Genomic DNA, 23667 nt, shown 5'->3' with positions numbered 1-23667 from the left:
GATACAGCGAAGCGAGGAAAACCCGTGCAGTTCCACCACCACGGTTACGTATCCGGCGACCCGAAGGTCGAGCCGGCGGCCGGCGTCGGCATTGACCGCCCCGAAGACCTGCCCGACGAGGTTGATGTGCTGATTGTCGGCACCGGACCTGCCGGCATGGTGACCGCCGCCCAGCTCGCCCAGTTCCCGAATGTGACGACCCGCGTCATCGATCGGCGCGGCGGACGGCTGGAAATCGGCCAGGCCGACGGCATCCAGGCCAGATCCGTGGAGACATTCCAGGCGTTCGACTTCGCCGCCGAACTCACCGCAGAGGCGTACTGGATCACCGAGATGAACTTCTGGAAGCCCGACGACGAGGACCCGTCCAGGATCGTCCGCTCCGGCCGCGCCGTCGACGACGAGACCGGCAACATCAGCGAATTCCCGCACCTGATTGTGAATCAGGCCCGGGTGCTGGACCACTTCGCCCAGTTCATGGCCAACTCCCCCGCCCGGATGAAGCCGGACTTCGGCTACGAGCTTCGGTCACTGGAGGTCGCTGACGAAGGCGATCACCCGGTCACAGTGCAGCTTGCCGGCACGGCAGGCGACAACGAGGGGCAGCAGCGCACCATCCGGGCCAAGTACGTGCTCGGTGGCGACGGTGCACGCAGCAAGGTCCGCGAGTCGATCGGCTGCACCATGGCGGGCAACCAGGCCAACCACGCGTGGGGCGTGATGGACGTGCTGGCCAACACGGACTTCCCCGACATCCGCACTAAGTGCGCCATCCAGTCCGGCTCGGGCGGGTCCATCCTGCTGATCCCGCGCGAAGGCGGCTACCTATTCCGCATGTATGTCGACCTCGGCGAAGTGGACGCGGATAACAAGCGCGCCATCCGCAGTACGACCATTGACGAGATCATCGCCCACGCCAATGCGATCATCCATCCCTATTCGCTCGATGTCCGCAGCGTCGCGTGGCACAGCGTCTACGAGGTGGGGCACCGGCTGACCGACCGGTTCGACGATGTGCTGCCGGAGGACATCGGCACCCGCACTCCCCGTGTGTTCATCGCCGGCGACGCCTGCCACACCCACAGTGCCAAGGCCGGCCAGGGCATGAACGTCTCCATACAGGACGCCTTCAATCTGGGCTGGAAGCTCGGACATGTGCTCGACGGCCGTGCCCCCGAGTCACTGCTGTCCACCTACTCCGCCGAGCGGCAGGTGGTCGCGAAGGATCTCATTGACTTTGATAAGGAATGGTCGACAATGATGGCGATGAAGCCCGAAGAGTTCGACGATCCGTCCGAACTCGAGGACTTCTACGTGCGCACCGCCGAATTCCCGGCCGGATTCATGACCGAGTACGCGCCGTCCATGCTCACCGCCGGTCCGACGCATCAGGACCTGGCGACCGGGTTCCCGATCGGCAAGCGCTTCAAGTCAGCCACCGCGGTGCGGGTGTGCGACACCAACCCGAAGCACATCGGCCACCAGGCGAGGGCGGACGGGCGCTGGCGCATCTACGTCTTCGCCGACGAACCCGCCGCCGGCGCTCCCTCCCGTGCCGCGGACTTCGCCGAATGGCTCGACACGTCGGCGGAATCTCCGCTGGCGGCCACTCCCTCCGACGCCGACCGCGACGCGTGGTTCGATGTGAAGGTCGTCTACCAGCAGGACCACACAAATGTGGACATTAACGCCGTCCCCACGGTGTTCAAGCCGCAGGTCGGCCCCTTCCAGCTCACCAACCTGGAAAAGGTCTACGGCGCTCTGCCCGACGACGACATCTTCGATGCCCGGGGGCTCAGCCGCGACGGCGCCGTCGTCGTCGTCCGTCCGGATCAGTATGTCGCACATGTGCTGCCGTTGACCGCGACCGACGAGCTTGCCGCTTTCTTCGCGCCGATCCTGCAGTCCCGCCCGGCCGTGGGCCAAGCTGCCGGATCCACCCCCTCCTGACGGGGTCATTGCCCACGATCATCAGGAGGTACTTATGACAACGGTGGAACCTGTCCAGAGTCCGCGCGGCTCGAAGCATTCCCAAACGCTTTCGCGGGGTATCCGGGCCTTGGAGATCCTCGCCGACGCCCAGGCGCCGATGAGCATCGCAGAGCTGTCATCGGCCTTGGGGGTGCATCGTTCCATTGCCTACCGGATCCTGCGGACCTTGGAGGATCATTCCCTGCTGATGCGCACCGAAGGAGGGCTGGTACAGGCCGGACCGGGCCTGGCCGCGCTGGCCCGGGGGGTCTCGCGGGATCTGCAGACGGCGGCTCTTCCTGAGCTGACCGACGTCGCCAACAGCCTGCAGATGACGGCGTTCATCGCCGAGTGGGACCGGCATGACTGTGTCACGCTGATGACGGTGGAGCCGCGCCACTCCGAGACCACGCTGGCGCAGCGACCGGGAACGCGGCACCAATTCAGCGCCGGAGCACCGGGCATTGCCATCCAATCTGCGCTCACTGAGGGCCAGTGGAACCAGATCGCGCCCGGCTTGCCCTACCGACAGGAGGCTGTCGAGGCCGCCGGCCGGGGCTACGCGGTCAGCCACGATGAAGTGATAGCAGGCGTATCATCGGTGGCCGTGCCGATCCAGGTTCCCGGACAGTTGCCGGCGGCCATCGCCGTCATTTATATCCGAGGCACGAGAGACACGGACCCGATCGGCTCCCGGCTGCTCGCCAGTGCCGCCGAAATCGCCGCTCAGCTGCACTGATTCACAGCTGCACCGAGCTACGGCACCTGGCGGCGGTGGGTGATCATCGTGATGATTCCCAGCGCCAGCAGTAGTGCCGCGGCCGACGTCGGCACTGCGAACGCCGCCGTATAACCGGCACGCTCGGCGATACCGCCACCAATGGCCGAGCCAATCGCAGTGCCGGCAACCGTGCCGCTGGCCAGCAGGGTCATCACGGTTCCCAGCCGGTTCCGTGGAGCGATGTCTCCGGCCACGCTGAAAATCGTCACCATAGTCGGTCCGACGGAAAAGCCCAGCACGAACAGCGCCAAGAGCATGGCAGGGGCAGCCTGCGGCAGCACCAGCAGCAGGGTCAGCGCCACCATGGCGGCGGCCGCTGTGGTCCAGCGTGCCGGGTGCGAAAACGTGACTGGCCAGTACGCAACGGACAGCGCGGCGGCGGCCGAGCTCAGGCCCATCGCCGCATACAGGAGGCCGCCTGCCGCCGCGGTGCCCGAACCGGCCCCGGCGAAGGCGAAGAGGGCGGTCTGGGTGGAGCCGAAGAATGTGCCCATGCAGATCATGCCCAGCACCGGAATACTGATCGGCCACCAGTTGGTAAGCTGCCGGGCCGCAGGGTCGCTGCGGTGGGCGGAGACCGTCTTCCGCGGTATGGCGGCAACGACATGGTGCGTGCGGTGGACGGCGAATGCCGACACCAGGGTAATGGTGATCAGTGCTGCAAGTGCCAGCGGCAGCCAAGGTGCAAGGATGCTGGCCAGCAAGCCGACCAGCGCTGGCCCCAGTACGAAGGTGAGTTCGTCCGCAGTGCTCTCGTAAGACAGGGCCGTGTCCAGGTCACGCTGCCCGCCGGCCCTGTCAGTCAGGGCCATCCACCGCACCCTCGCGAGCGGACCGACCTGCGGGCAGGTGGCTCCCATCACCAGCGCCGAAGCGAGGATCAGCAGCAGCGAGCCTGTTCCGGAACCCGGTACCAGATACGTCGTGGCGATCAGCCCGCAGATGGCCAGGGTGTTGGCGGCGGCTGCCACCAGCAGCACCGGGCGTTGTCCGGTCCTGTCGGCGAGGTAACCGAAAACCGGCGCGCCTGCTGCCGACCCAATTCCCACCGCGCCGGCCGCGTAGCCGCCGATAGCGTAGGACTGGGTGGCTGCCTGCACCAGAGCCAGTGCTCCCACGGTGAGCATCGCCAGTGGCAGCCGGGCGAACAATCCCAGCGGCAGGAAGCCGCCGCCGGCGAGTTGGGGGAGCCGGCCGAACCGGCCCAGCGGGCTGCGTGTGTTCTCTTCGGTCGCTGGTGGTGCCTGTGCTTGCGGGGCGGAGTTCATGAAGGTTTTTCCGGTTCGCTCTGGTACGCGCATCGTCCCTCCACCCGATGCGCACGACCCGGATAACACGACCATTCTACCGCTTACCCGACCGGTTCCAACTGCTTACCCGACCGGTTCCAACTGCCGCACCTGCACCGTCGAACCATTACGGCCCTTCACAATCTGGAGTTGAGCGGGAATCCGCTGCTTCATTTCAGGAACGTGGCTGACCAGCCCGACCACACGGCCCCCGTCGCGAAGCCCTTCGAGGGCATCCATCACCTGCTCCAGTGCTTCTTCATCCAGGCTGCCGAATCCTTCATCAACAAAGAGCGTTTCAATATCCACTCCCCCGGATTCCTGCTGCACCACATCGGCGAGACCCAGTGCCAGCGCCAACGAGGCCATAAACGATTCGCCACCGGACAAGGTGGAAGTATCCCGCGCCTGACCTGTCCATTCATCCACCACCTGCAGGCCCAGCCCGGATTTTGCGTTGCGGGCGGCCCTGGAATCGTCGTACACCAGGCTGTACCGGTCGGACGTCATGGTGGCCAGCCGCTCCGTGGCAGAAATTGCAACCTGCTCAAGCCGGGCGGCCAGCACGTACGTACTCAACGTCATCCGGTAGCTGTTCTCCCCTGTCCCCCGCACCAGGTCTGCCAGCTCACGGAGCTGCCGGCTGTGCTCACGGACCGGGCCGGCCGTCTCCAGCGCGGCTGCCAGCTCCTCGTGCAACCGCTTCAGGTGTTCCAGCGATGACTGCACCATCCGGTGGGCCACGACGGCTTCTTCGGCAGTGGCGGCGGTGTCTTCCGCCGCAGCGCCCTGGCGGGATACTTCGGCCTCCCCGGGCGCGGTCACCCCCGCCTCCTGCTCCTGAGCCGCGAGCACGACGCTTTCCTCGCAGAGCGCGGCGCGCACCCGGTGCTGCTCGGCCTCGTAGTCCTGGATCCGGCTATCCAGGGCCCCAGCTTCCTGGTGGGACAGCAGCGCCTGCCCGGCCGCGGTGACTGAATCAAACACGGATTCGGCAACCGCTTCATCCACGTCGGCAGCCACCGCGTCCAGATGTTTCCGTGCGGTGTCTTCTTTCCGCATCCCCTCCAGGTATTGGCCCATCAGCCGGCTGCACTCCTGCAGTGCCGCGACCCGCTTCTGCAAGGTCTCATGGCCGTCCTTTGCGGCGCGAATCTCCTCGGCCAAGGTGGCAACCGTTTCCTGCAACGATTTGGCATCAGCCCGAAGCTGGGTCAGCTCGCCGGAGATCTCTTGGCTGCGGGTGTTCAGTGCCGTCGATTCGGCACGCAGGGCTTCCAGCTTCCCTGCAAGCTCTTGCTGCTGCCGGGCCGCTTCGGCCGCCTCCGCGGCGGTGGATGCTGCGGCGGCCGCCTCTGCCTCAGCCGCGGTTGGATCCGCATCCCCGCCCTGGGATGCCAGCACCGCCAGTTGTTGCCGGACCGCCTGCAGATCCTGGTCCGCTTCCTGCACCCGGGAGTCCGCTTGCTCCTGTTGCTGCCGGGCTTCTTCTTCCTGCTGGTCCGAGTCACGGACGGCTTCGGGAACTTCCGAGGGTTGGGGGTGTTCGGTCGAGCCGCACACCGGGCAGGGCGAATCCTCCTCAAGCCGCCGTGCCATTTCCCCGGCGGCATGTTCCAGCCGGCTCCGCAACAGCTCCAGCCAGCGTTCCTTGGCATCCAGCTGTTGCCGGCGCAGCCGTTGGTGGCGGCCGGACAGCTCTTCGTCCTGCTGCAGCAGGCGGTTCCGTTCGGCGATCGCCGCGACCACTGCTCTAGTGCGTTCCTTTTCGGCAGCAGCCTGGTCGACCGTGCCGGCACGTTCGCGTTTTTCGTCCGCTCGTGCGGCCACGGCGGCGATGTTCTCATCCAGGTCGGTGCTCTGCCGGCTCACCTGATCCGCCGCGGAGGCCAGCTCAGATTCCTGAGCGCCCAAGGCGGACAACCGGTTTTCCTTGTCCTGTAGTTCCCTTTCCTTGGGGATCTGCGACTCGAGGACGGCCAGGCGGGCGTCGATCTCGGCCTTGGCAGCCTCAATATTCTCCACGATCGCATCCGAGGCGGACAAGGGTTCGTTTCCGGTAAACGCTGTCGCTGTCAGCGGGTGATCGATCACAGCCTGCCGCTGCCACTGAGTCGCGGCCGTACATTCTTCCAGCGAGGCCGTGGCACTGCGCATGGCCTGGATCCGGGTGTGCAGCAGTTCGGCGGCGCGGTGCCACTGCTGCCGTTCCCTCCGGTCTGCATGGGCGGCCGCCTGCTTATCCAACGATGTTTCGGCCTCACGAGCAACCTGCAGCTTCCGGAACCGTTCCAGCCGATCGGTCAGCTTCCGGTGCTCCGTACGGGCTGTCTCGGCGCGGGAGCGTGCCGTGGCGGCGGCCTGGGATGCGTTGTCGACCAGCTCTTCGATGCCGACCAGCCAGCCCTCCAACTGGCTCTGCTCCGAGCCGGGCGACACGTCCTCGCGGTCCAGGTGTTTGGCCGCTTCATCTGCGGCCTTGCCCGCGATCAGTTCGATGTCGGATTCGGCGTCCCGGAGTCGCTCCCCCGCCACAGCCGCATCGTCCAGAAGTTGTCGCTCGACCGATGTAAACCGCTCCGTGCCAAAAAGTTGCTGAAGCAAATCCTGACGATCTTTGGCATCCGAGCGGAGGAACGCGGCGAATTGGCCCTGCGGCAGCATCACCACCCGGGTGAATTGCTTGGCGTTCATTCCCAGCAAGTCTGTGATTTCCTGCGCTGCTTCGTCATTGCGGGTGGACTTGGCCTCCCAGGAACCGTCCACCAGTTCGCGCAGCAGCGTCTTGGCCTGTTCGGGGGTCGTCCCCTTGGCGGCACGTGCCGAGGGACGCTGCCAGGCCGGGCTGCGGACCACTTCGAAGCTCCGCCCGCTGGCGGTGAACCGGCACAGCACCTCCGGCGGGGTGGCCGGGTCTGCATGATCGCTGCGCAGCCTCTTGCCGTCCTGCCGGGCGCCGGGAACGGATCCGTAGAGCGCGAAGCACACGGCGTCCAACACGCTGGTTTTCCCGGCGCCGGTGGGGCCGTTGAGCAGGAACAGCCCGTGGGAACTGAGGTCATCGAAGTCAATGACCTCGCGGCCGGCAAACGGGCCGAACGCCTGGATTTCGAGTCTGCTGATCCTCATCGGCTCAGCTCTTCTTCACGCACCCGGTCCAAGGCAGCAGCCAACAGCTCCCGCTCGCCTTCTTCGACGGCACGGCCGCGGACATGTTCGACGAATCCGCAGCTGATCTCGAGGTCGCCCCGCGCCTTGGCAATCCGGGCTCCGTACGTCTCATACCCGTCCGTTGACCCGCCTTCCGGGTCAAAGCCGAGCACCAGGGTATGTGGAAAGCGGGAACGGACCCGTTCCATCGCATTCTTCGGACGTTCGGCGTCTGTCAGGGTGATCTGGCAGTACGAGTCCTCCGCCGACGTGTGGCTATCCTGGGTCAGCAGATCTTCCAGATTCCCGCGCAGCACCGCCAGCTGGCGTTCGGCAGGCCAGTGGACCGGCTCGACACTTTTGATCCCGGATGGTCCGGCCTCGATCAGCCAGCCGCCCTTGGCCTGGCCTGCTTCCGAAAATGAATACGGCAGCGGGGACCCGGCATAGCGCACTGACTTGCTGAGCTGCTGACGGCCGTGCAAGTGGCCCAGCGCCACGTAGTCGATGTCGTCAAACGCATCCAGTGGAACGGCCCCCACCCCGCCAATCGCCAGGTCCCGTTCGCTGTCTGCCGTGATACCGCCACTGGCGAAGGTATGGGCGAGCACGATGGACAGCGGCCCCCCGGCTTCTCCGCCACGCTGCTCAAGGTCCGCGCGGATTCTGCCCATAGCGGCCTCGATCACCGCGGCATGAGTGGTGGCCTCGGCATCCAGCTCTCCGGCGGCCAGCCTGGGCTCCAGATAGGGAATACCGTAGATAGCCAGTTCCACCCCGGCGTCGTCGATCAAAACAGGCGAATCGAGTTCCCCGATCCTGGTGCGCAAGTGCACACCGCCTGATTCCAGCAGCCGACTGGCGAAGCCCAGGCGCGCCGCGGAGTCGTGGTTGCCGCTGCTCAGCACCACTCGGGCACCGGCCGCGGTGATGCGGACCAGAGCGTCGTCGAGCAGATTGACCACATCGACGGCGGGCAAGGCTCGGTCGTAGACATCGCCGGCTATCAGTACGACGTCGATCTCTTCGTCGATCACGGTGGTCACCAGCTGATCGACGAACCGGCGTTGGGCGTCGAGCATGCCGACCCCATGGAACGACCGTCCCAGGTGCCAATCCGAAGTGTGTAGTATCCGCATACTTTTAACCTAGTTCCCGGTACCGACAAAAACGCCGCCGGCACTCCCATGTCGGGAGTACCGGCGGAGAAAACATCGAGCCGGCCGGGCTACTTCCGGCCGCCGGGGCCGTCGAAGAAGTTCCGGGCCTCGTCTTCATCGCCCGGCTCAGCATGCCGCCCGCCGGCGCGGGGCTCTGCGGCGTCCGCATCCGAGTCATCAGAGCCGGTCGCGGCGCTCCGGCCATTCGCACCGGCGCTATCCGTACCGGCGTCATCCGAACCGGCGTCATCCGAACCGACATCCGCATCCCGCTGGTCAGCGTCTTGACCGGCCTTATCGGCATCTGCACGGTCCGTACCAGCGTCGGCGCCGGCACTATCGGCGCTATCTGCGCTATCCGCGGCCGTGCCACCCGTGGCAGTTGTTCGGCCGGCGTCGGCCTGATCGGATGGAGCCGGTTCAAAGCTGCGGTACAGCAGCCCGGCGATTGCGGCACCGGCCAGCGGCGCCACCCAGAACAACCACAGCTGCCCGGCCGCGGCGGCGTCGGCAAACACCACAGTCGCCGTCGACCGTGCCGGGTTTACTCCCCCGCCGCTGACCGGCAGGCTCACCTGCAGCACCACCGCGTAGGTCAGGCCGGCCGCGAACGGGGCCAACGCCTTATTGGCGCGCCCGCTGGTTGCGGTGAGGTACACGCCTGCCAGCACCGCCGTCAGGATCACCTGAAGCAGCAGCACGCTGGTCAGCGGGAACTGGCTCGGGGAATTTTCGCCGAATCCGGGAGATACTGAGCCGAAAAGGGCCCCCATCTGCTGGGCGATCTGTTGCGGTCCGCCGCTGAGCACCACCCACAACAGGCCCATGGCCGCGGCGCCGCCGATCACCTGGCCGACGATGTAGGGCAGCACGTCCTTCCAGGACAGCCTGCCGGCCACCGCGAAACCGAGCGTCAACGCCGGATTGAAGTGTCCGCCCGATATGTGGCCGACGGCGATAATGCCTGCGATGAACAACAGGCCGAACGCCAGCGCGCCGGGTATGCCCGCCTGGCTTCCGAACATTGACACGGCAACGCCGCCCAGCACCAGCACAAAGGCGCCAAACGCTTCGGCCGCGGAACGGCTCAACACACCGTACTTCTTCTGGTGTCGGACCAAGGGGTCGCTCTCTGCAGCGCCGACTGAGCCGACTGGGCCGGTCGAGGAGACCGCGGGCGCGGCCGACGTGCCGGGATGCTTCTCTGCCATTTGTCGTACGTCCAATTTCTCGTCGGAATCTTCACAGGCGCCGAATCGACGCGGCGTCGATGACCATGCTTTCATTCCCGGCGCGGGATTCGCCAACGGCGATTACGGGCCTGAAACAGCCATCAAAAGTCACACTGGACAAAGTTTATCGCCTGTCACCGGCAATGCCGGGATTGGTAGCCTGAAACCATGCCCCGCGCCCCCTCGCTGCCCTCCCGGATCCATGGCTGCCTGCTCGGCGGCGCGCTGGGAGATGCTTTGGGCAGCCCGGTCGAAACAATGAATGCAGAGTACGCCCGGAACTATTTCGGCCCCGCTGGTCCAGCCGCGTTCTCCCCGGCTTCCGAAATCCGCTTCACTGATGAAACCCAACTCAGTCTCTACAGCGTCGATGGTTTGCTGGAAGCCGTCCGGTGGGCCAACGACGGCGTCCCGGCAGACGAAACTGCCTGCGTGTGGCTGGCCTACCTGCGCTGGTTGCGGTTGCAGGGGGTTCCAGTACCCGACGGCGCTCCCGCGCCACCCGCGCAGTGGCTCGACCAGCACCCGGTGATGCAACGCCGCGGGGAACCCGATCAAGCGTGTTTGACCGGGCTGGCCTCCGGCGACATGGGGACCCGCGCCCGCCCGGTGAATCCGCAGGCCCGCGGCGCCGGCGCCGTCGTGCGGTCCGCCCCATTCGGGCTGCTCCCCTACGTCGGTGCCGAGACAGTCTCCAAGCTCAGCCGCGACACGGCGGCGTTAACCCATGGCCATCCCTCCGCGATACACGGCGCTGAGGCATTCAGCCTGATTGTCCACCACCTGATGCACGACGGCGGCAGCCTGGCCGGGGCTGCCGCAACAGTTCTCGCCCGGTTACGGGCTGAACATGATGCCAAACAGGAGGTGGTGAGGATGCTTGCCGCCGTCGTCGAACTGGCCGGCGGTCCGCCGGTGGCTCCCGAAGATTTGGCACCGCAGTTCGAGGGCGGAACCTCGGCAGTCGACGTCCTGGGCATCGGGCTCTATGCGGCGCTCAGCGCCGAAGCGGCAGACGCCGAGACGGTGGGCGGCCACGCCACAGATGCGGAAGAAGCCGGCACGCGGTTCCGTTACGGTGTCGGAACCGCCATCCATCACGACGGCAAATGCGACGCTGCCGGTTCCATCGCCGGCAACCTGCTGGGCACCAGATACGGCGACCATGTGCTGCCGGCCGAATGGCTTGAGGCCCTGCAGGGGCGGGAGGTAATCCACACCCTGGCTGATTCCCTGATCGACGCAACGTTCGGTCCGTAGGAATCACGAAAACTGCTCAGCTACTGCCCGGTCCGGCCCGCTGGTTGTATTCCAGAGTGACGCCGACCCAGTAGGACAGTTGCTCTTCGCTGGTGATCGAATCCGCGCCGACGGATATCCAGCCTTGGCCCATGGACCGGCCGGCTCCCATCTCGGCCCGTGAAGCTCCAGTGCTCTCAATTAAGTCCCCGTCCCGTTCAGGGGCCACGCGGACCAGTAGATCTCCGTTTCCCTGCGCGCTGACGATCATCTTGTCGTTGACCATGAATGACCGGCCACCGAACATCGAGACCTCACGCGTCGACGGTTCGTCCGCCAGCGATGCGCGCAGACGTTCGACCAGCGCTGCTTGTCCCTGCTTCACTGTCATACCCCGCTCAGGTGTCACTTGGCGGCCCATAGGAGAGCCGGTCGAAAATCAGCACGTTCTCGACGATCTTTTCGTCCCGGACTGTGAAGCATTCAGCAGCGACAGCCGTGGTGGTCGTGGCCGTCTGCGGGTAGTAAAACAGCGCAACACGGTCGCCATCGACAAAGGTCGCAATGTCGGCCAGGCCGGTCAGAGCGGGGGCGAAACCTGCCAGAAACCGGCGATACGCCTCTTTGCCGGTGAGGTCTTCCCCCGGAGCGCGGCAGACGATGTCGTCGGCCACCCACGCCATCGCCCGGTCGACGGCGCCGCCCGTCCAAGCGCGGTGGTAGTCCTGCACGATCGCGAGAGCGGTTCGCTGTGCCATGGTTCACTCCTTCACATTGCTGGTTTAGACCGGCTTAGTCGTCGATAGGGCGCCAATCGTCTGGTCCGGGGTCGCCTCCTGGTGCGGCAACGCTCAACCGGACCAGAAAGTGGACCCACCCATCCGCATGACCTTCCAATTCGGTCTCGGGAAGGTCTGAATGGAGCAGGTCGACGCGGGTGCCGCCTTCAGTGGACGTGAGGGTGAACTCGACCGTGGACGTACCGGACGGCAGGCCGGTGCTGCCTGCGACGCCCCATGAGACGACCACGCGAGTGGGCCGTTCGACGTGAAGATACTGGCCTCGGATCGCATACCCGGCGATATCGACGGCGAAACCCCCGCCCGGACGCGGGTCGAGGTCAGCATGCTGGCCCATCCACCCCGTCATGCCCGCCTCAGTGACCAGGTAGTCGAAAACCGTGGCTGGCTCCGCGTCGATTTCGATCGATGTCGCATACTCAGCCACGGCCGCTCCCCTGACGCGATTCGACAGCCGATTTCAGCGCCGACAATTTCGCAGGCCAAAAGTCGTCCAAATAGCTTCGGACGGCAGCGAGCCCGTCAGTTTTGACGGCGAACAGATGGCGCGTCCCGTCCCGGGTCCCGACCGCCAAGCCTGCGTCACGAAGCACGCCCAGATGGTGTGATGTCGTTTGCTGCGACAGACCGACCTCGCCGGCAATGAACCCCACAGAGCACGGCTCAGACCGGATCGCCTTCAAAATCGCACGCCGATTCGCATCCACCAGCGCACGGAAGGCCAGGTCGGGATCGGGGGCAGATTGGGATGCCATTGCAGTCCTGTCGTCGGTTGCGCTCCACTATAGCACAAATGTACACTTGTACTTATAGCGATAGGTGGAGTCGAGACGCCCCGCTGGGCTGGCTGCAAACATTGAACGCGACACGGATGACGGCTGATTTTCCCAACACCGCGACATGGTGCAAGGCGCCGTGGTGATAGGACGCTTTGCTCCATTCCAGCCTTGGCCATACTGCTGCGAGAGCCACCAAATGGCCGGGACTCCGGAACGGGTCATTCACAGCAAGCAGTCTTGGAGAAACACCAGGGTCTCCTCGTACCCCCATTGCAGAAGGTCCTTTGGATCAGTTCCATCATCGATGAGATCAGTAATTATTTTGTCCCCCAACCAGTATCCACAGCGGCTCGGAAGGGTGGATTCATTGGAGATGCTGAAATAGGACTGGCGCTTTTCAGCAGAGGTGCTTTCCAGATCGTCCAGTACATACGCGCGGATGCGGTGCTCCTCGCCCTGGCAGTCTGCGACCCATCTCGAATTCGAGTTGCCGAACCAGAGGTAGGCAGAATCCATTAACCCCGGTCGCAGCCTCCGGGACATGGCGACAGCGAGTCCTTCCAAAAATAGATTGGCGGCTACTGTGGCCGGCCACTGCGGCATGGAATATTGGGCATGGGCAACATGGAGAGATTCGTGGACCACGAGTATGTCGTCGTACGGTGCCGGCCCGAGCATCTCCAGAGCCAAAAACAGCGTTGCCTGCCCGTTGAATTCAGCCACCCAGCCATTTGAGGTATGTCCACCGACGAGGAGCACTGTGGGGATGTCTGGTTCAGCAAATAGCCCCACGTCGACAAAATTCTGCCCGGCAGCACTGACAAGCGCCCGAGCCCTCATTTCCCGGCGCGAGACCTTTGGGGCTAGTCCGGCAACTGAATCTGCGGCATCGTGCCGGAATTCCGGGTCACCCCAGCCCTCATAGTATTTCGCGAAGATTTCCGGGTGAGAGGCCTCGTATACGTCGGTCCAAGCCCTCCTTCGTGGTTCGCCCTCCTCCCAGTCTAGGAGTTGGCGATATGAAGTGACGGTTGAAGAAACATTCGCCACAACCTTGCCCCTTTGCTCGTTGGCGGAGGATTGTCCTTCGTTCTGGAATCATACCGTTCGCCCCGGTTGAGGGCCGCGCTCCGCATTTCGGTCTCTACCTGCACGCCCCCGCTCAGCGGACAGTGGCGAGGTTGCGCATCAGGGCGACAGCGTCCGTCCCGATGTCGCGACGGGCGAGTGAGACTGCCATCAGCGGCGCGAAGCTGCGGCACCAGGACCATATCCGATCTGCGTCTATCGGATCGGCAATCCCGGCCAACTGCCGGCATCGGCTGCGGATCTGGGTTTCACTGGTCGTTCCGGTCATGGCGAGATCGACGAGATCCATCGCCGGATCGCCGATGCAGGGGCGTGGGTCGATGGCCACGATCCCTCGCCCATCGCCCACCCGCAGAATGTTCCCCGGGTGAAGGTCGCCGTGGAGAAGTGAATCGCCGTCGCCTGCCATGTCGCGGGCAGCCGTGTGGCATCGGTGCCACACTTCCGTGCTGATCGGCGGATCCGCGAGAGCCCGTCGGCGCCGGTCCCACAACTCGAATACAAAGTCCACGCGCTCACGGCCGGAGGGAACATTGGACGGCGGTACTCGCTGCCGTCCGAAGAGATCAGCGATGAGGCCTGTGACCTCCACGTCGACGCCGGTGTCGAGGGTCAGCGTGGAGGCGTCGGGAAGCCACTCGAGCAAGAGCGCGCTGCGGGTGGTGTCCGTGTCCACCAGATCGACCACCGTGTGCGCGTGTGCCCAATATGTCAGCGCGGCGGCTTCTTCCTCCGTCACCGTGCGCTCGGGCGAGAGCTTGAGCGCGTACCGTGTTCCGTCCACGCGCGCGGCGCACTCGATAATGGCACCCGTTCCGCCCGTGTGAACGGTGTGTGGCTCGAGTGTCCACTTTCGACAGAGCTCGCTGACGATCGCGGGGAAGTCGTCGATCCAGGCCCGGGCGCCGGTACCGAATCGATCGAGGAGCCGGTTACGGGCGGTCGACGGGAGCTCGACGTGTGCCATGCTACGACGTTACGCGGTGCCGCGGCCCGGTGCTTGTTCACCCCAACCTGCTAAAAAGGGTGAGATGGCCGACATCGAGATGCAGCGTAGCTATACACCACCTGATGAAGCCACGCGGCCTGACCTGACTGGGCTGGAAGGTGTTGCCCGGGCGATGGTGGCCGGGGATGTCGAGTTGACCGAGGCCTACTTCGACACTCCGGACTCGGCACTGCCGCGGGCAGGGGTGACGCTGCGGCGGCTCGCAGGCGGCGACGACGAAGGATGGCGCCTCCACCTGCCGGCCGGCAGCGCCCACGACGAGGTGAGGCTTCCGCTGTCCCGGGCGCGGAAGTTGCCGCCGAAGCCGATGCGTGAGGCCGTGACGGGCTGGACACGCGGGACTACGCTCGGGGCAGTTGCCACGCTCACCACACGGCGCACGGACCTCAACCTGCTCGACCAGCACGGCACCGTGCTGGCACGCTTCGCCGACGCCGACATCGAGGGTGTTCGACTCGCGGAAGACGCAACGGAGCCGGTCTGCTGGAGCGAATGGCACTTCGAGCTCGTCGGTGGGAATCCGAAGCTCCTTGCCGCCGCCGACAAGCTGCTGGCAGCTGCCGGCGGCGATGGCGGCAACAATGGCAGCGAATACGAAAGCCGGCTGGAGCACTTACTTGGCGTACCGATGCCGCCGCATCCGGTGCTTCCGCAGCCGAAAAGGCGCAAACCGGCGCGGCTTTTGGTGCACGCAAGGATCGCCGGGCAAGTGACCGAACTCGGTCGGCGGGACAGCGAGATCCGGCGCGGGAAGCCCGAGGGCGTGCACAAGGCGCGGCTGGCGTGCCGCCGGTTGCGGGGAGCACTGGGGACGTTCCGGCCGGTACTTGATCGGGAAGTGACCGAACCGATCCGGGCCGAACTGCGCTGGCTGGCTCACGCGCTGGCCGAGGCCCGCGACCTCGACGTCGCCCACGACCGGCTCCGGGGACTGGCCGACGACGTGGCTCCTTCCCTGGTGATGGGTCCGGTGCGCCGCCGCATCGAGCGTACTCATACTCCGCTTCGCAAGGCCGCCCATGCCCGGGCCCGGGAGGCCCTCGCCTCCGAGCGGTACTTCGCGCTGCGGGAGGATCTCGACCGGCTGGCCGCCGAGCCGCCGTGGACCGCCCGCGCCGAAGACGATGCGAGGGATGTGCTGCCGCGGTGCCTGCGCAAGGACCTGAAGCGGCTCCGCAAGCGCGTCCGCCGTGTCCGGAGCAGTGACGATCCGGCGCAGCGGGACAGTGCCATCCATGCCGCCCGCCGGACCGCCAAGCGGCTTCGATACGCCGCGGAGACCCTGCAGCCGGTGTGGGGCAGGGAAGCTAAGGCAGTGGCCAAGCCCGCGAAACGGATGGCCTCAATTCTCGGCGTGCGGCAGGATGCTCTGGTGACCATGCCGCAACTGGTCGGCCTGGCGAAGGAAGCGGACGCCGCCGGCGAGAGCACCTTCACGTACGGTCTGCTACACGCCGAAGAGCAACGCCGTGCCTCGGATATCGAGAACCGTTTCGAAGAGCTGTTCTCCGACGTCGACCACGCGGCGCGGCAGACAAACTTCTGAGCCCGGCGACGCACCGGTTCGCCCCCTCTGTTCCGAACAATCGCCGTGTTTAAACCGCGGCGGCGGGCCACCGTCCACCGGTCATTTGGAGGAACTCGGCCTCCGACAACACCTCGATCTGCTGTCCGCGCTGATGCAGTTCCATCACCCGCCCGGCCTTCGCGGTCACTCGTCCGGAGACCAAATCATCGGCGACGAATCCGTCACCAACCACCAGCACCGTCGTCCCGCGGGTCACTCGGCTGGCCGGCTGCGCCCCGAGTTCGGCCGCCCGCTGCTTCGCTTCGGGCCGGCTCATGCCCAGGTTGCCGGTAAAGACGACCGTCTGGCCAAACAATGGATGGGTGCTCTCGGCGTCCGGATTAGGCGGCGGATTGTCGCCTTCGGTGGGCCAGCTCACCCAGCCATTGAGGGCCGTTCCATTGGCCAGCCGTTCGGCCGCCGTGCGGGTGTGCTTGGACAGCGGCACCACGCCGGGGATATAGGCCTCCGACGCGGGGAGCTGCAGCCCGAGTGTTGCATACAGGCCATGGAGGCTTGAGGCCTCGTTCCGGGCCGCCACGTCAATCATGATGCCGGCGCAGGCCCTGGCATCCTCGACGGCGTCGTGATGGTTGATCAGCGGCACGCCGGCGGCTTCCGCGGCAAAGGGCAGCGAATGCGACACCAGGCTGTAGCTGCGGCGGGACAGAATGACTGTACAAGCGTACTCGTAGGCAGGCCCGGCCAGTTCGGAGACTTCCAGTGCTGAACGGATCACGCCCATATCGAACGCGGCGTTGTGGGCCACCAGCGGATCTGAACCGATGAACCCGCCGATCTGGTCGAAGAGATCCGCGAAACGCGGTTCGTGGGCCACCATGTGCTCTTCGATGCCGTGGATACGAACATTGCGGGGGTCGAAATGGTCATGCCCGGCCGGAGGCCGCATCAACCAGGAGGCCTCCTCGACAATCCGCCCGCCCCGGACTTTGCTCAACCCCACCGCGCACGGAGAGCCGCGAAATCCATTGGCAGTTTCGAAGTCGATCGCGGTGAAGTCCAGTGGCACGCCCACAAGGTTACTACCGGGAGCGCATGGCTCACGGTTATTTACGACGGCGGGCCGTCGGTCCGTCCGGCACGGTTCTTCCGGTACTTCACGGTCTTCGACGCCAACCAATACACCACAAAAAGCACGACGGCGACGATCACGATCTTCTTGAACACCCCGGAGTATTGCTCCACGATGTGCCAATTCTCACCGAGATAGAAGCCCGCCAGTACGAAGATGACGTTCCAGATCAGGCTTCCCGCCGTCGTCAGCAGCATGAATATGCCCAGCGGCATTCGTTCAATGCCGGCCGGTACCGAGATCAGCGAGCGGAACAGCGGGATCATCCGCCCGAAGAACACCGCCTTGTAGCCATGCCGGGCAAACCATGCCTCCACCCGGTCGATGTCGTCGATGTCGACCAGCGGCACCTTGCCCACCAGCACCCGCATGCGGCGCCGGCCCAGTGCAGCCCCCACCCCGTACAGCGCCAGGGCACCGACGATCGAGCCGAGGGTGGTCCAGAAAATGGCTTCAAACAGGCTGAAATTGCCCCGGCTGGCGGTAAAGCCTGCCAGCGGGAGGATGATTTCGCTGGGCAGCGGCGGAAACAGGTTCTCCAGGGCGATGGCCAGCCCCGCGCCGGGCGCACCGATGGCTTCCATCAGATCGACCGCCCACCCGGCGATCCCGGACAGGTTCGCGGCGGGGTCGGACGTCTGAGCGGCCGCAATCGTATTCGTCATATTGGTCTTAAGTCTGCCCTACACCGATCGATTACTCCGCATCGCGCCGTCCGCCGGCCAGCGCCTTAACGATGGAAGGCAGCAGCGCTCTGAACGCCTGGCCGCGGTGGCTGATGGCGTTCTTTTCCTCGCTGCTCAATTCCGCGCAGCTGCGCTCCTCGCCCTCGGGCTGCAGGATCGGGTCGTAGCCGAATCCGCCCTCGCCGCGCGGCTCGGTCAGCAATGTCCCCGGCAGCCGTCCTTCTTCGACGACGGCGGAGGCCGGGCGCTCTCCGGCGCCGGGCACCGCGAGCACTGCCGCACAGACGAAGGCGGCGGAACGGTGTTCAGCGCCGACGTCGGCCAATTGGTCCAGCAGCAGCTTCAGGTTGGCGGCGTCGTCGCCATGGGCGCCCGACCAGCGTGCGGAAAAGATGCCAGGGGCACCGCCGAGCACGTCGACGGCGAGTCCGGAATCGTCGGCGATAGCGGCCACGCCGGTCGCTTCCGCCACGGCGAGCGCCTTCAGCCGCGCATTGCCGGCGAAGGTGACTTCGGATTCGACGACGTCGGGTGCCCCTGCCGTTGCCGCGTCGATGACCTGGGTGTCGACGTCGAGCCCGGTCACCTGTCCGCGCAACAGGTCACGCAGTTCGGCGAGTTTGCCCTGGTTCCGGGTGGCCAGCACCAAGCGCGGTCGTGGCTGGTATTCGTCCGGGTGCCCGCTTCCGCCGGTCTCTGCGGCGGCATGTGCCTGTTCAGTCACGGGTGATCTCCTCTGCCAGTGTGGTCCGCTGGATTTGAGCCAATTCGGCCGTGCCCTGTACGGCAAGGTCGAGCAGCGCGTTCAGTTCATCCCTGTCGAATGGTGCACCTTCGGCGGTGCCCTGCACCTCGATAAACTTACCGGCGCCTGTGACCACCACGTTCATGTCCGTCTCGGCCCGCACGTCTTCCTCGTACGGCAGGTCCAGCATCGGGACGCCATCGATAATGCCAACGCTGACCGCCGACACGGTGTCGACCAGCGGGTTGCCGGCACTGATCATCTTGCGGCTTTGGCCATAGCGGATGGCCTCGGCGAGCGCGACGTAGGCTCCGGTGATCGCCGCGGTCCGGGTGCCGCCGTCGGCCTGCAGTACATCGCAGTCCAGCACGATGGTGTTTTCCCCCAGCGACTTCATGTTCACGATCGAACGCAGCGACCGGCCGATCAGCCGGGAGATTTCGTGGGTGCGGCCGCCGATCTTGCCTTTGACCGATTCCCGGTCCGAGCGGGTGTTGGTGGCGCGCGGCAGCATGGCGTACTCGGCGGTGACCCATCCGCGGCCTTCGCCCTTCAGCCAACGCGGCACTCCGGGGGTCAGCGAGGCGGTGCAGAGCACGTTGGTCTGGCCGAATTCAATCAGTGCCGATCCCTCGGCCTGCTTGGACCACCCGCGGGTGATGTTAATCGGTCGTAGCGTCTCTGGAGTGCGGCCATCTGCGCGGGTGTCTGTCATGCCTCCACCCTATCGCCCGCCGCGTCAATGGCGGCCGATACAAACCGGCGCGCGTGCCCGATTGGGGCGTGAGGCTGCCCACGGCCCTTCGCTGCGCCGCCACGGCCCGCCATGTTGCTGTGCTGCGGCCTCAGACCTTGTAGGTGGCGCCCGGGACGACGACTTCCAGCTCGCCGGAGAAGACTTCGCGGGCCTCGGCAGCCGAACGTTCCGGGTCGTTCCAAATCGGCAGGTGGGTCAGCACCAGCCGCGCCGCGTTGGCTTCGGCAGCCGCCTCTCCTGCGCGGCGCCCGGTGAGGTGCACGTCGCGCACCTCGTCCCGGCCTTCGTGGAAGGCCGCTTCGCACAGGAAGAGATCCGCCGAGCCGGCAGCCTCCACCAACCCGGGGCAGGAATCGGTGTCTCCGGAGTAGGCCAGCGTGTGCGTGCCGTCGTCGTCGGTTGTCTGCACCCGCAGGGCGTAGGCCTCATCGGTCGGGTGGTTCGCCGGGGACGGTGTCACAGTGAACGGCCCGACCTGGACCGGTCGACCGGTCTGCCAGGCCGCGAAGTCGAACTCGCCGGTCATCCCGGGGTCCGACTCCAGCCCGTAGGCCAGGGCCATCCGCTCGTTGGTGCCTTGCGGGCCGTAGACCGGGATCCGGGGTACCGGCCAACCGGAGGGGCACCACTTGATCGCCACGTGCAGCCCGCACAGGTCCAGGCAATGGTCCGCATGCAGGTGTGTCAGCAGCACGGCATCGATCTGGGTCAGGTCGATGTGCTGCTGCAGGGTCCCCAGCGCCCCGCTGCCCAGGTCGAGCAACACGCGCCAGGTGCGCCCGTCGGCGTCGTCGGCGGTCAACAGGTAGCACGACGCCGGCGAGTTCGGCCCGGGGAAGGAACCTGTACATCCAATAATCGTCAGTTCCATTCGCTGCCCCCTCCTGCCGGGACACGCGCCGGCCGCTTGGCGCCGTCGCCGGCTGTCCGGGAGGCGCCGGCCTGCGCCGCGGCAATCATCTCCGGAGTGATCCTGGCCAGGCTCCCGGTCGGATACTGGGCCGAGACATGATCGACGTGCTGCACGCTGAGCACCTCCGGTCCCAGGAACCGCCGGGCCAATTCCTCGAACTGGGTGCCGCGTCCGGTTGCCATGAAGGTGTGCGACGGCGGGGAGTCTTCGGTGCGCAGCAGGTTGTGGGTGGTCAACGCGCGGTAGACGTCCTTGGCGGTTTCCTCGGCACTGGAGACCAGCGTGACGCCGTCGCCCATCACCAGCGAAATGACTCCGGTGAGCAGCGGATAGTGGGTGCAGCCAAGAATCAAGGTGTCGACGCCGGACTGCTGCAACGGCTGCAGGTACTCTTCGGCGGTGGCAACCACTTCGTCTCCGGCGGTGACACCGGCCTCGACAAACCTCACGAAGTCCGGGCACGCCGCTGAGGTAATGCCCAGCTGGGGCGCGGCGGCGAATGCGTCCTCGTAAGCTCTGGAGCTGACGGTCGCGGCGGTTCCGATCACGCCGACCTGCCCGCTGCGGGTGGAGGCGACGGCGCGGCGCACGGCTGGCTGGATAACCTCAACCACCGGGATGCCATACCGGGCGGTGTAGCGTTCCCGGGCATCGCGCAACACGGCCGCCGACGCGGAGTTGCACGCGATCACCAGCAGTTTGACCCCCGAATCAACCAACTCGTCCATCACGCCCAAAGCGTTGGCGCGTACCTGGGCGATGGGCAGCGGGCCGTAAGGCCCGTTGGCGGTATCGCCGACGTACAGGATCGACTCATTGGGAAGCTGGTCAATCACAGCGCGGGCGACGGTCAGGCCACCCACCCCTGAATCAAAGATGCCGATCGGAGCCGACGTCAGATTCTTCGTTGAATTCTCATCCGGTGCGGAGCTCATGATCTACCGACCATAGTTGTTCGCCTCGCCGAAGGTGAACTTGAGACGGCGTTCCCTTAATCACATTTAGCCGACCCCCCGGGACGGAGGCCTCCGTTCCGGCTGGTACCGGCGTCACTGATCGCCCGGCGGTTCAGGCGGTTGCTGTCCCCTCTGGTCCAGCTGGTCCACCAAGGCCTGCATCAGCGACTCCTGCAACCAGGTGGTGAAGTTGTACACCAGGGCGAGGTATTGTTCGACGTCTTCGGCCTGCGACGGCTCCAGCACCTCGTGGATGCGGTCGGCGTCTTCGGTGCTTTCGATCTCCAGCCGCTGCGCCAGCACCAGCCGCACATCGTTCAACGCCCGCGAGAAGATCTGGCCCTGTTCGTAGTCCAACAGCAGTCGGCTGCTGTCCAACGCCAGGGACGCTGCACGCAGTGCGCCGACCTTCGTTTCCCGCAGCGAGCGCTCGGTGAGGCGGCGGAATTCCAGCGCCTCGTCGTCGTCATTATTTACCGCGTTGGGCAGCAGCCGGAACAGCGCCGGGTCCGACGGCGTTTCGGCCTTCTCGTCGAGACCAACCATGGCTGCCAACGGGTCCTCGTTGGCAACCTCGTCCGGCTCCAGCATGGTGATGATGTCGCCAAAGAGCTTGCGGACCAGGTCCCGCTCGCCCGGCTCAAGATAGCCGGCGATACCCTTGCGCGTGTTACGGAAAGCTTTGGCCACGTCGATTAGTCCGCTTTCTGGTAGGTTGCCCACAGCCCGTACGAATGCATGGCCGTGGTGTGTTGTTCCATCTTTTCCTTGGCCCCGTTGGCCACCACGGACTTGCCCTGCTCATGGACCTCCATCATCAGCCGGTGGGCCTTGGCATCCGAATATCCGAAGTAACTCTGGAAGACGAAGCTGACGTAGCTCATCAGGTTCACGGGGTCGTTCCAGACAATGACCACCCAGGGAATATCGGTATCAATGAGTTGCTCGACGTCCGTCTGCTGGTCAGTGTCGGGGGTGGAGCCGGCGATGACAGTCATGACTTCTATTATAAATTGCCGCGGCCGGTTTGCGGGACGGACCACGGCGGAGGGTGCCAACGCGGGTACTCAACGCTGATCCCAACGCGGGCACTCAACGCGGGTACTAAACATGGCACTGGGCCATTAGAGTCTTGGTGTGAGCACCCCTGGATCCAACACCTCGCTTTTCACCGACCACTACGAACTGACCATGCTCCAGGCAGCCCTGCATTCGGGCGCCGCACACCGCCGCTCAGTCTTCGAGACATTTTCCCGGCGGCTGCCGGAGGGACGCCGGTACGGGATCGTCGCCGGCACCGGCCGGCTGCTGGAAGGGCTGGCCGATTTCCGCTTCGGGCAGCAGGAACTGGACTTCCTCGCCCGGGCCAAAGTCGTCGACGACGCCACGATCTCCTGGTTGGCCGACTTCAAGTTTTCCGGCAACATTTACGGTTATGCGGAGGGAGACGCCTACTTCGCCGGCTCCCCCATCCTTACTGTGGAATCGACCTTCGCCGAGGCGTGCCTGCTGGAAACCTATATTCTCTCGGTGCTCAATCACGACAGTGCCATCGCTTCGGCGGCCAGCCGGATGACGTCAGCGGCCGCGGGTCGCCCGTGTGTGGAGATGGGGTCGCGTCGCACCCATGAGTCCGCCGCCGTCGCCGCGTCCCGCGCCGCTGTGATCGGCGGATTCGCCGGGACCTCCAACCTGGCCGCCGGGCAGCAGTACGGCGTGCCGACCATGGGCACCGCCGCCCATTCCTTCACGCTGCTGCACGACTCCGAGCAGGATGCTTTCACCGCCCAGCTGGAATCGCTGGGCCGTGACACGACCCTGCTGGTGGACACCTACGACGTCGACACGGCCGTACGCAATGCCGTGGAGCTGGCCGGCAATCAGCTGGGCGCCGTCCGGCTGGACTCCGGGGACCTGCTGACCCAGGCACGGGACGTCCGCTTGCTGCTGGACTCGCTGGGCAACCACCACACGAAAATCACCGTCACCTCCGATCTGGACGAATTCGCCATCGCCGCGCTTGCCTCCGCTCCGGTGGATTCCTACGGTGTCGGGACCTCACTGGTGACAGGTTCAGGCGCGCCAACGGCGAGCATGGTATACAAACTGGTCAGCCGCGAAGACGACGACGGCAATTTCGTCCCGGTGGCCAAAACCAGCAAAAACAAGGTGTCCGTGGGCGGGCGCAAGCACGCCGTACGGCGCCAGGACCGGAACGGCACCGCGACGTCCGAAGTGATCCGCATCGACGGGCAAGCCGAGGACGACGACGGAGGGCGGCCGCTGCTGGAACAGTTCGTCGCCGACGGCGAAATCGTGACCGGCTGGACCGGCCCCGATGCTGTGGCGCGGGCCGCACGGCGGCATAATGAAACTATGGCAGAACTTCCGGCCGAAGCCCTGCGCCTGCAGCGGGGCGAGGCAGTCATCCCCACTGAATTCGAGGAGTAA

At 65.5% G+C, this 23667-nt stretch carries 23 protein-coding genes; 5 read left to right on the top strand and 18 right to left on the bottom strand.

What is annotated here, in order from left to right; all coding sequences use genetic code 11:
• Positions 1–24: 24 nt before the first annotated feature.
• Together H535_RS0101035 and H535_RS0101030 are read left to right on the top strand one after the other, a co-directional pair.
• The gene (locus H535_RS0101035) at positions 25–1950 is read left to right on the top strand and encodes an FAD-binding monooxygenase (protein ID WP_026818067.1); all 1926 of its coding nucleotides are present in this window, start codon (positions 25–27) and stop codon (positions 1948–1950) included.
• A 34-nt stretch (positions 1951–1984) separates the two neighbouring features.
• Positions 1985–2710, top strand: coding sequence for an IclR family transcriptional regulator (locus tag H535_RS0101030; RefSeq protein ID WP_026818066.1), 726 nt, complete (start codon positions 1985–1987; stop codon positions 2708–2710).
• Between the two features lie 17 nt (positions 2711–2727).
• Here the strand turns inward: H535_RS0101030 and H535_RS0101025 are convergent, their stop codons facing one another.
• From H535_RS0101025 to H535_RS27505, 4 genes are all read right to left on the bottom strand, one after another.
• A complete protein-coding gene (locus H535_RS0101025; RefSeq protein WP_425387249.1) occupies positions 2728–4053 on the bottom strand; it encodes an MFS transporter in 1326 nt (441 codons plus the stop codon).
• 72 nt (positions 4054–4125) lie between these two features.
• A complete protein-coding gene (locus H535_RS0101020; protein WP_026818064.1) occupies positions 4126–7170 on the bottom strand; it encodes an AAA family ATPase in 3045 nt (1014 codons plus the stop codon).
• Positions 7167–8330 carry an exonuclease SbcCD subunit D gene (locus H535_RS0101015; protein WP_026818063.1) on the bottom strand — a complete coding sequence of 388 codons (1164 nt, stop codon included), beginning with the start codon at positions 8328–8330 and terminating at the stop codon, positions 7167–7169. Before H535_RS0101015 ends, H535_RS0101020 begins: the two co-directional genes overlap by 4 nt.
• Before the next feature lie 89 nt (positions 8331–8419).
• Positions 8420–9562, bottom strand: coding sequence for an aquaporin (locus tag H535_RS27505; RefSeq protein ID WP_051298286.1), 1143 nt, complete (start codon positions 9560–9562; stop codon positions 8420–8422).
• A 189-nt stretch (positions 9563–9751) separates the two neighbouring features.
• On the opposite strand from H535_RS27505, the gene H535_RS0101005 reads away from it, so the two are divergent.
• Entirely contained in the window at positions 9752–10843 is a 1092-nt protein-coding gene (locus tag H535_RS0101005; RefSeq protein ID WP_026818062.1) for an ADP-ribosylglycohydrolase family protein, read from the top strand.
• Between the two features lie 16 nt (positions 10844–10859).
• On the opposite strand, the gene H535_RS0101000 is transcribed toward H535_RS0101005, so the two are convergent.
• The 6 genes from H535_RS0101000 to H535_RS22740 form a co-directional block, all read right to left on the bottom strand.
• Entirely contained in the window at positions 10860–11213 is a 354-nt protein-coding gene (locus H535_RS0101000; RefSeq protein ID WP_026818061.1) for a TfoX/Sxy family protein, read from the bottom strand.
• Positions 11214–11220: 7 nt separating this feature from the next.
• Positions 11221–11580 carry a nuclear transport factor 2 family protein gene (locus tag H535_RS0100995; RefSeq protein ID WP_026818060.1) on the bottom strand — a complete coding sequence of 120 codons (360 nt, stop codon included), beginning with the start codon at positions 11578–11580 and terminating at the stop codon, positions 11221–11223.
• A gap of 34 nt (positions 11581–11614) precedes the next feature.
• Positions 11615–12049: an SRPBCC family protein gene (locus H535_RS0100990; protein ID WP_026818059.1), complete on the bottom strand. Its 435-nt coding sequence runs from the start codon at positions 12047–12049 to the stop codon at positions 11615–11617.
• Complete coding sequence (locus H535_RS0100985; RefSeq protein ID WP_026818058.1) at positions 12042–12377, bottom strand: ArsR/SmtB family transcription factor; 336 nt, start codon at positions 12375–12377, stop codon at positions 12042–12044. Before H535_RS0100985 ends, H535_RS0100990 begins: the two co-directional genes overlap by 8 nt.
• 246 nt (positions 12378–12623) lie before the next feature.
• A complete protein-coding gene (locus H535_RS0100980) occupies positions 12624–13451 on the bottom strand; it encodes a hypothetical protein (protein ID WP_026818057.1) in 828 nt (275 codons plus the stop codon).
• A 112-nt stretch (positions 13452–13563) separates the two neighbouring features.
• The gene (locus H535_RS22740; RefSeq protein ID WP_051298284.1) at positions 13564–14457 is read right to left on the bottom strand and encodes an aminoglycoside phosphotransferase family protein; all 894 of its coding nucleotides are present in this window, start codon (positions 14455–14457) and stop codon (positions 13564–13566) included.
• A 64-nt stretch (positions 14458–14521) separates the two neighbouring features.
• Between H535_RS22740 and H535_RS22735 the strand changes: the two genes are divergently transcribed.
• The gene (locus H535_RS22735) at positions 14522–16045 is read left to right on the top strand and encodes a CYTH and CHAD domain-containing protein (RefSeq protein WP_051298282.1); all 1524 of its coding nucleotides are present in this window, start codon (positions 14522–14524) and stop codon (positions 16043–16045) included.
• A 49-nt stretch (positions 16046–16094) separates the two neighbouring features.
• On the opposite strand, the gene H535_RS0100965 is transcribed toward H535_RS22735, so the two are convergent.
• The 8 genes from H535_RS0100965 to clpS form a co-directional block, all read right to left on the bottom strand.
• Complete coding sequence (locus H535_RS0100965; RefSeq protein WP_026818056.1) at positions 16095–17096, bottom strand: 3'-5' exonuclease; 1002 nt, start codon at positions 17094–17096, stop codon at positions 16095–16097.
• Between the two features lie 41 nt (positions 17097–17137).
• Complete coding sequence (locus H535_RS0100960; protein ID WP_026818055.1) at positions 17138–17824, bottom strand: DedA family protein; 687 nt, start codon at positions 17822–17824, stop codon at positions 17138–17140.
• Between the two features lie 31 nt (positions 17825–17855).
• Positions 17856–18494 carry an RdgB/HAM1 family non-canonical purine NTP pyrophosphatase gene (rdgB, locus tag H535_RS22730; protein ID WP_035768031.1) on the bottom strand — a complete coding sequence of 213 codons (639 nt, stop codon included), beginning with the start codon at positions 18492–18494 and terminating at the stop codon, positions 17856–17858.
• A gap of 67 nt (positions 18495–18561) precedes the next feature.
• Positions 18562–19305, bottom strand: coding sequence for a ribonuclease PH (gene rph / locus H535_RS0100950; RefSeq protein ID WP_026818054.1), 744 nt, complete (start codon positions 19303–19305; stop codon positions 18562–18564).
• 130 nt (positions 19306–19435) lie between these two features.
• Complete coding sequence (locus H535_RS0100945; protein ID WP_026818053.1) at positions 19436–20218, bottom strand: MBL fold metallo-hydrolase; 783 nt, start codon at positions 20216–20218, stop codon at positions 19436–19438.
• The gene (murI, locus tag H535_RS22725) at positions 20209–21195 is read right to left on the bottom strand and encodes a glutamate racemase (RefSeq protein ID WP_051298280.1); all 987 of its coding nucleotides are present in this window, start codon (positions 21193–21195) and stop codon (positions 20209–20211) included. Before murI ends, H535_RS0100945 begins: the two co-directional genes overlap by 10 nt.
• Positions 21196–21309: 114 nt before the next feature.
• Positions 21310–21906 (bottom strand): DUF2017 domain-containing protein, encoded by a 597-nt coding sequence (locus tag H535_RS0100935; RefSeq protein ID WP_026818052.1) that lies wholly within the window; start codon positions 21904–21906, stop codon positions 21310–21312.
• Positions 21907–21911: 5 nt separating this feature from the next.
• Positions 21912–22214, bottom strand: a complete 303-nt coding sequence (gene clpS, locus H535_RS0100930) for an ATP-dependent Clp protease adapter ClpS (RefSeq protein ID WP_026818051.1) — start codon at positions 22212–22214, stop codon at positions 21912–21914.
• A gap of 139 nt (positions 22215–22353) precedes the next feature.
• Here clpS and H535_RS0100925 point away from each other — a divergent pair, with 139 nt between their 5' ends.
• Positions 22354–23667, top strand: a complete 1314-nt coding sequence (locus H535_RS0100925) for a nicotinate phosphoribosyltransferase (protein ID WP_026818050.1) — start codon at positions 22354–22356, stop codon at positions 23665–23667.

The sequence above is a fragment of the Arthrobacter castelli DSM 16402 genome (assembly GCF_000430705.1).
In the GTDB taxonomy this organism is placed as follows: Bacteria; Actinomycetota; Actinomycetes; order Actinomycetales; family Micrococcaceae; genus Arthrobacter_C; species Arthrobacter_C castelli.
This window is presented reverse-complemented; position numbering and strand designations above follow the sequence as displayed.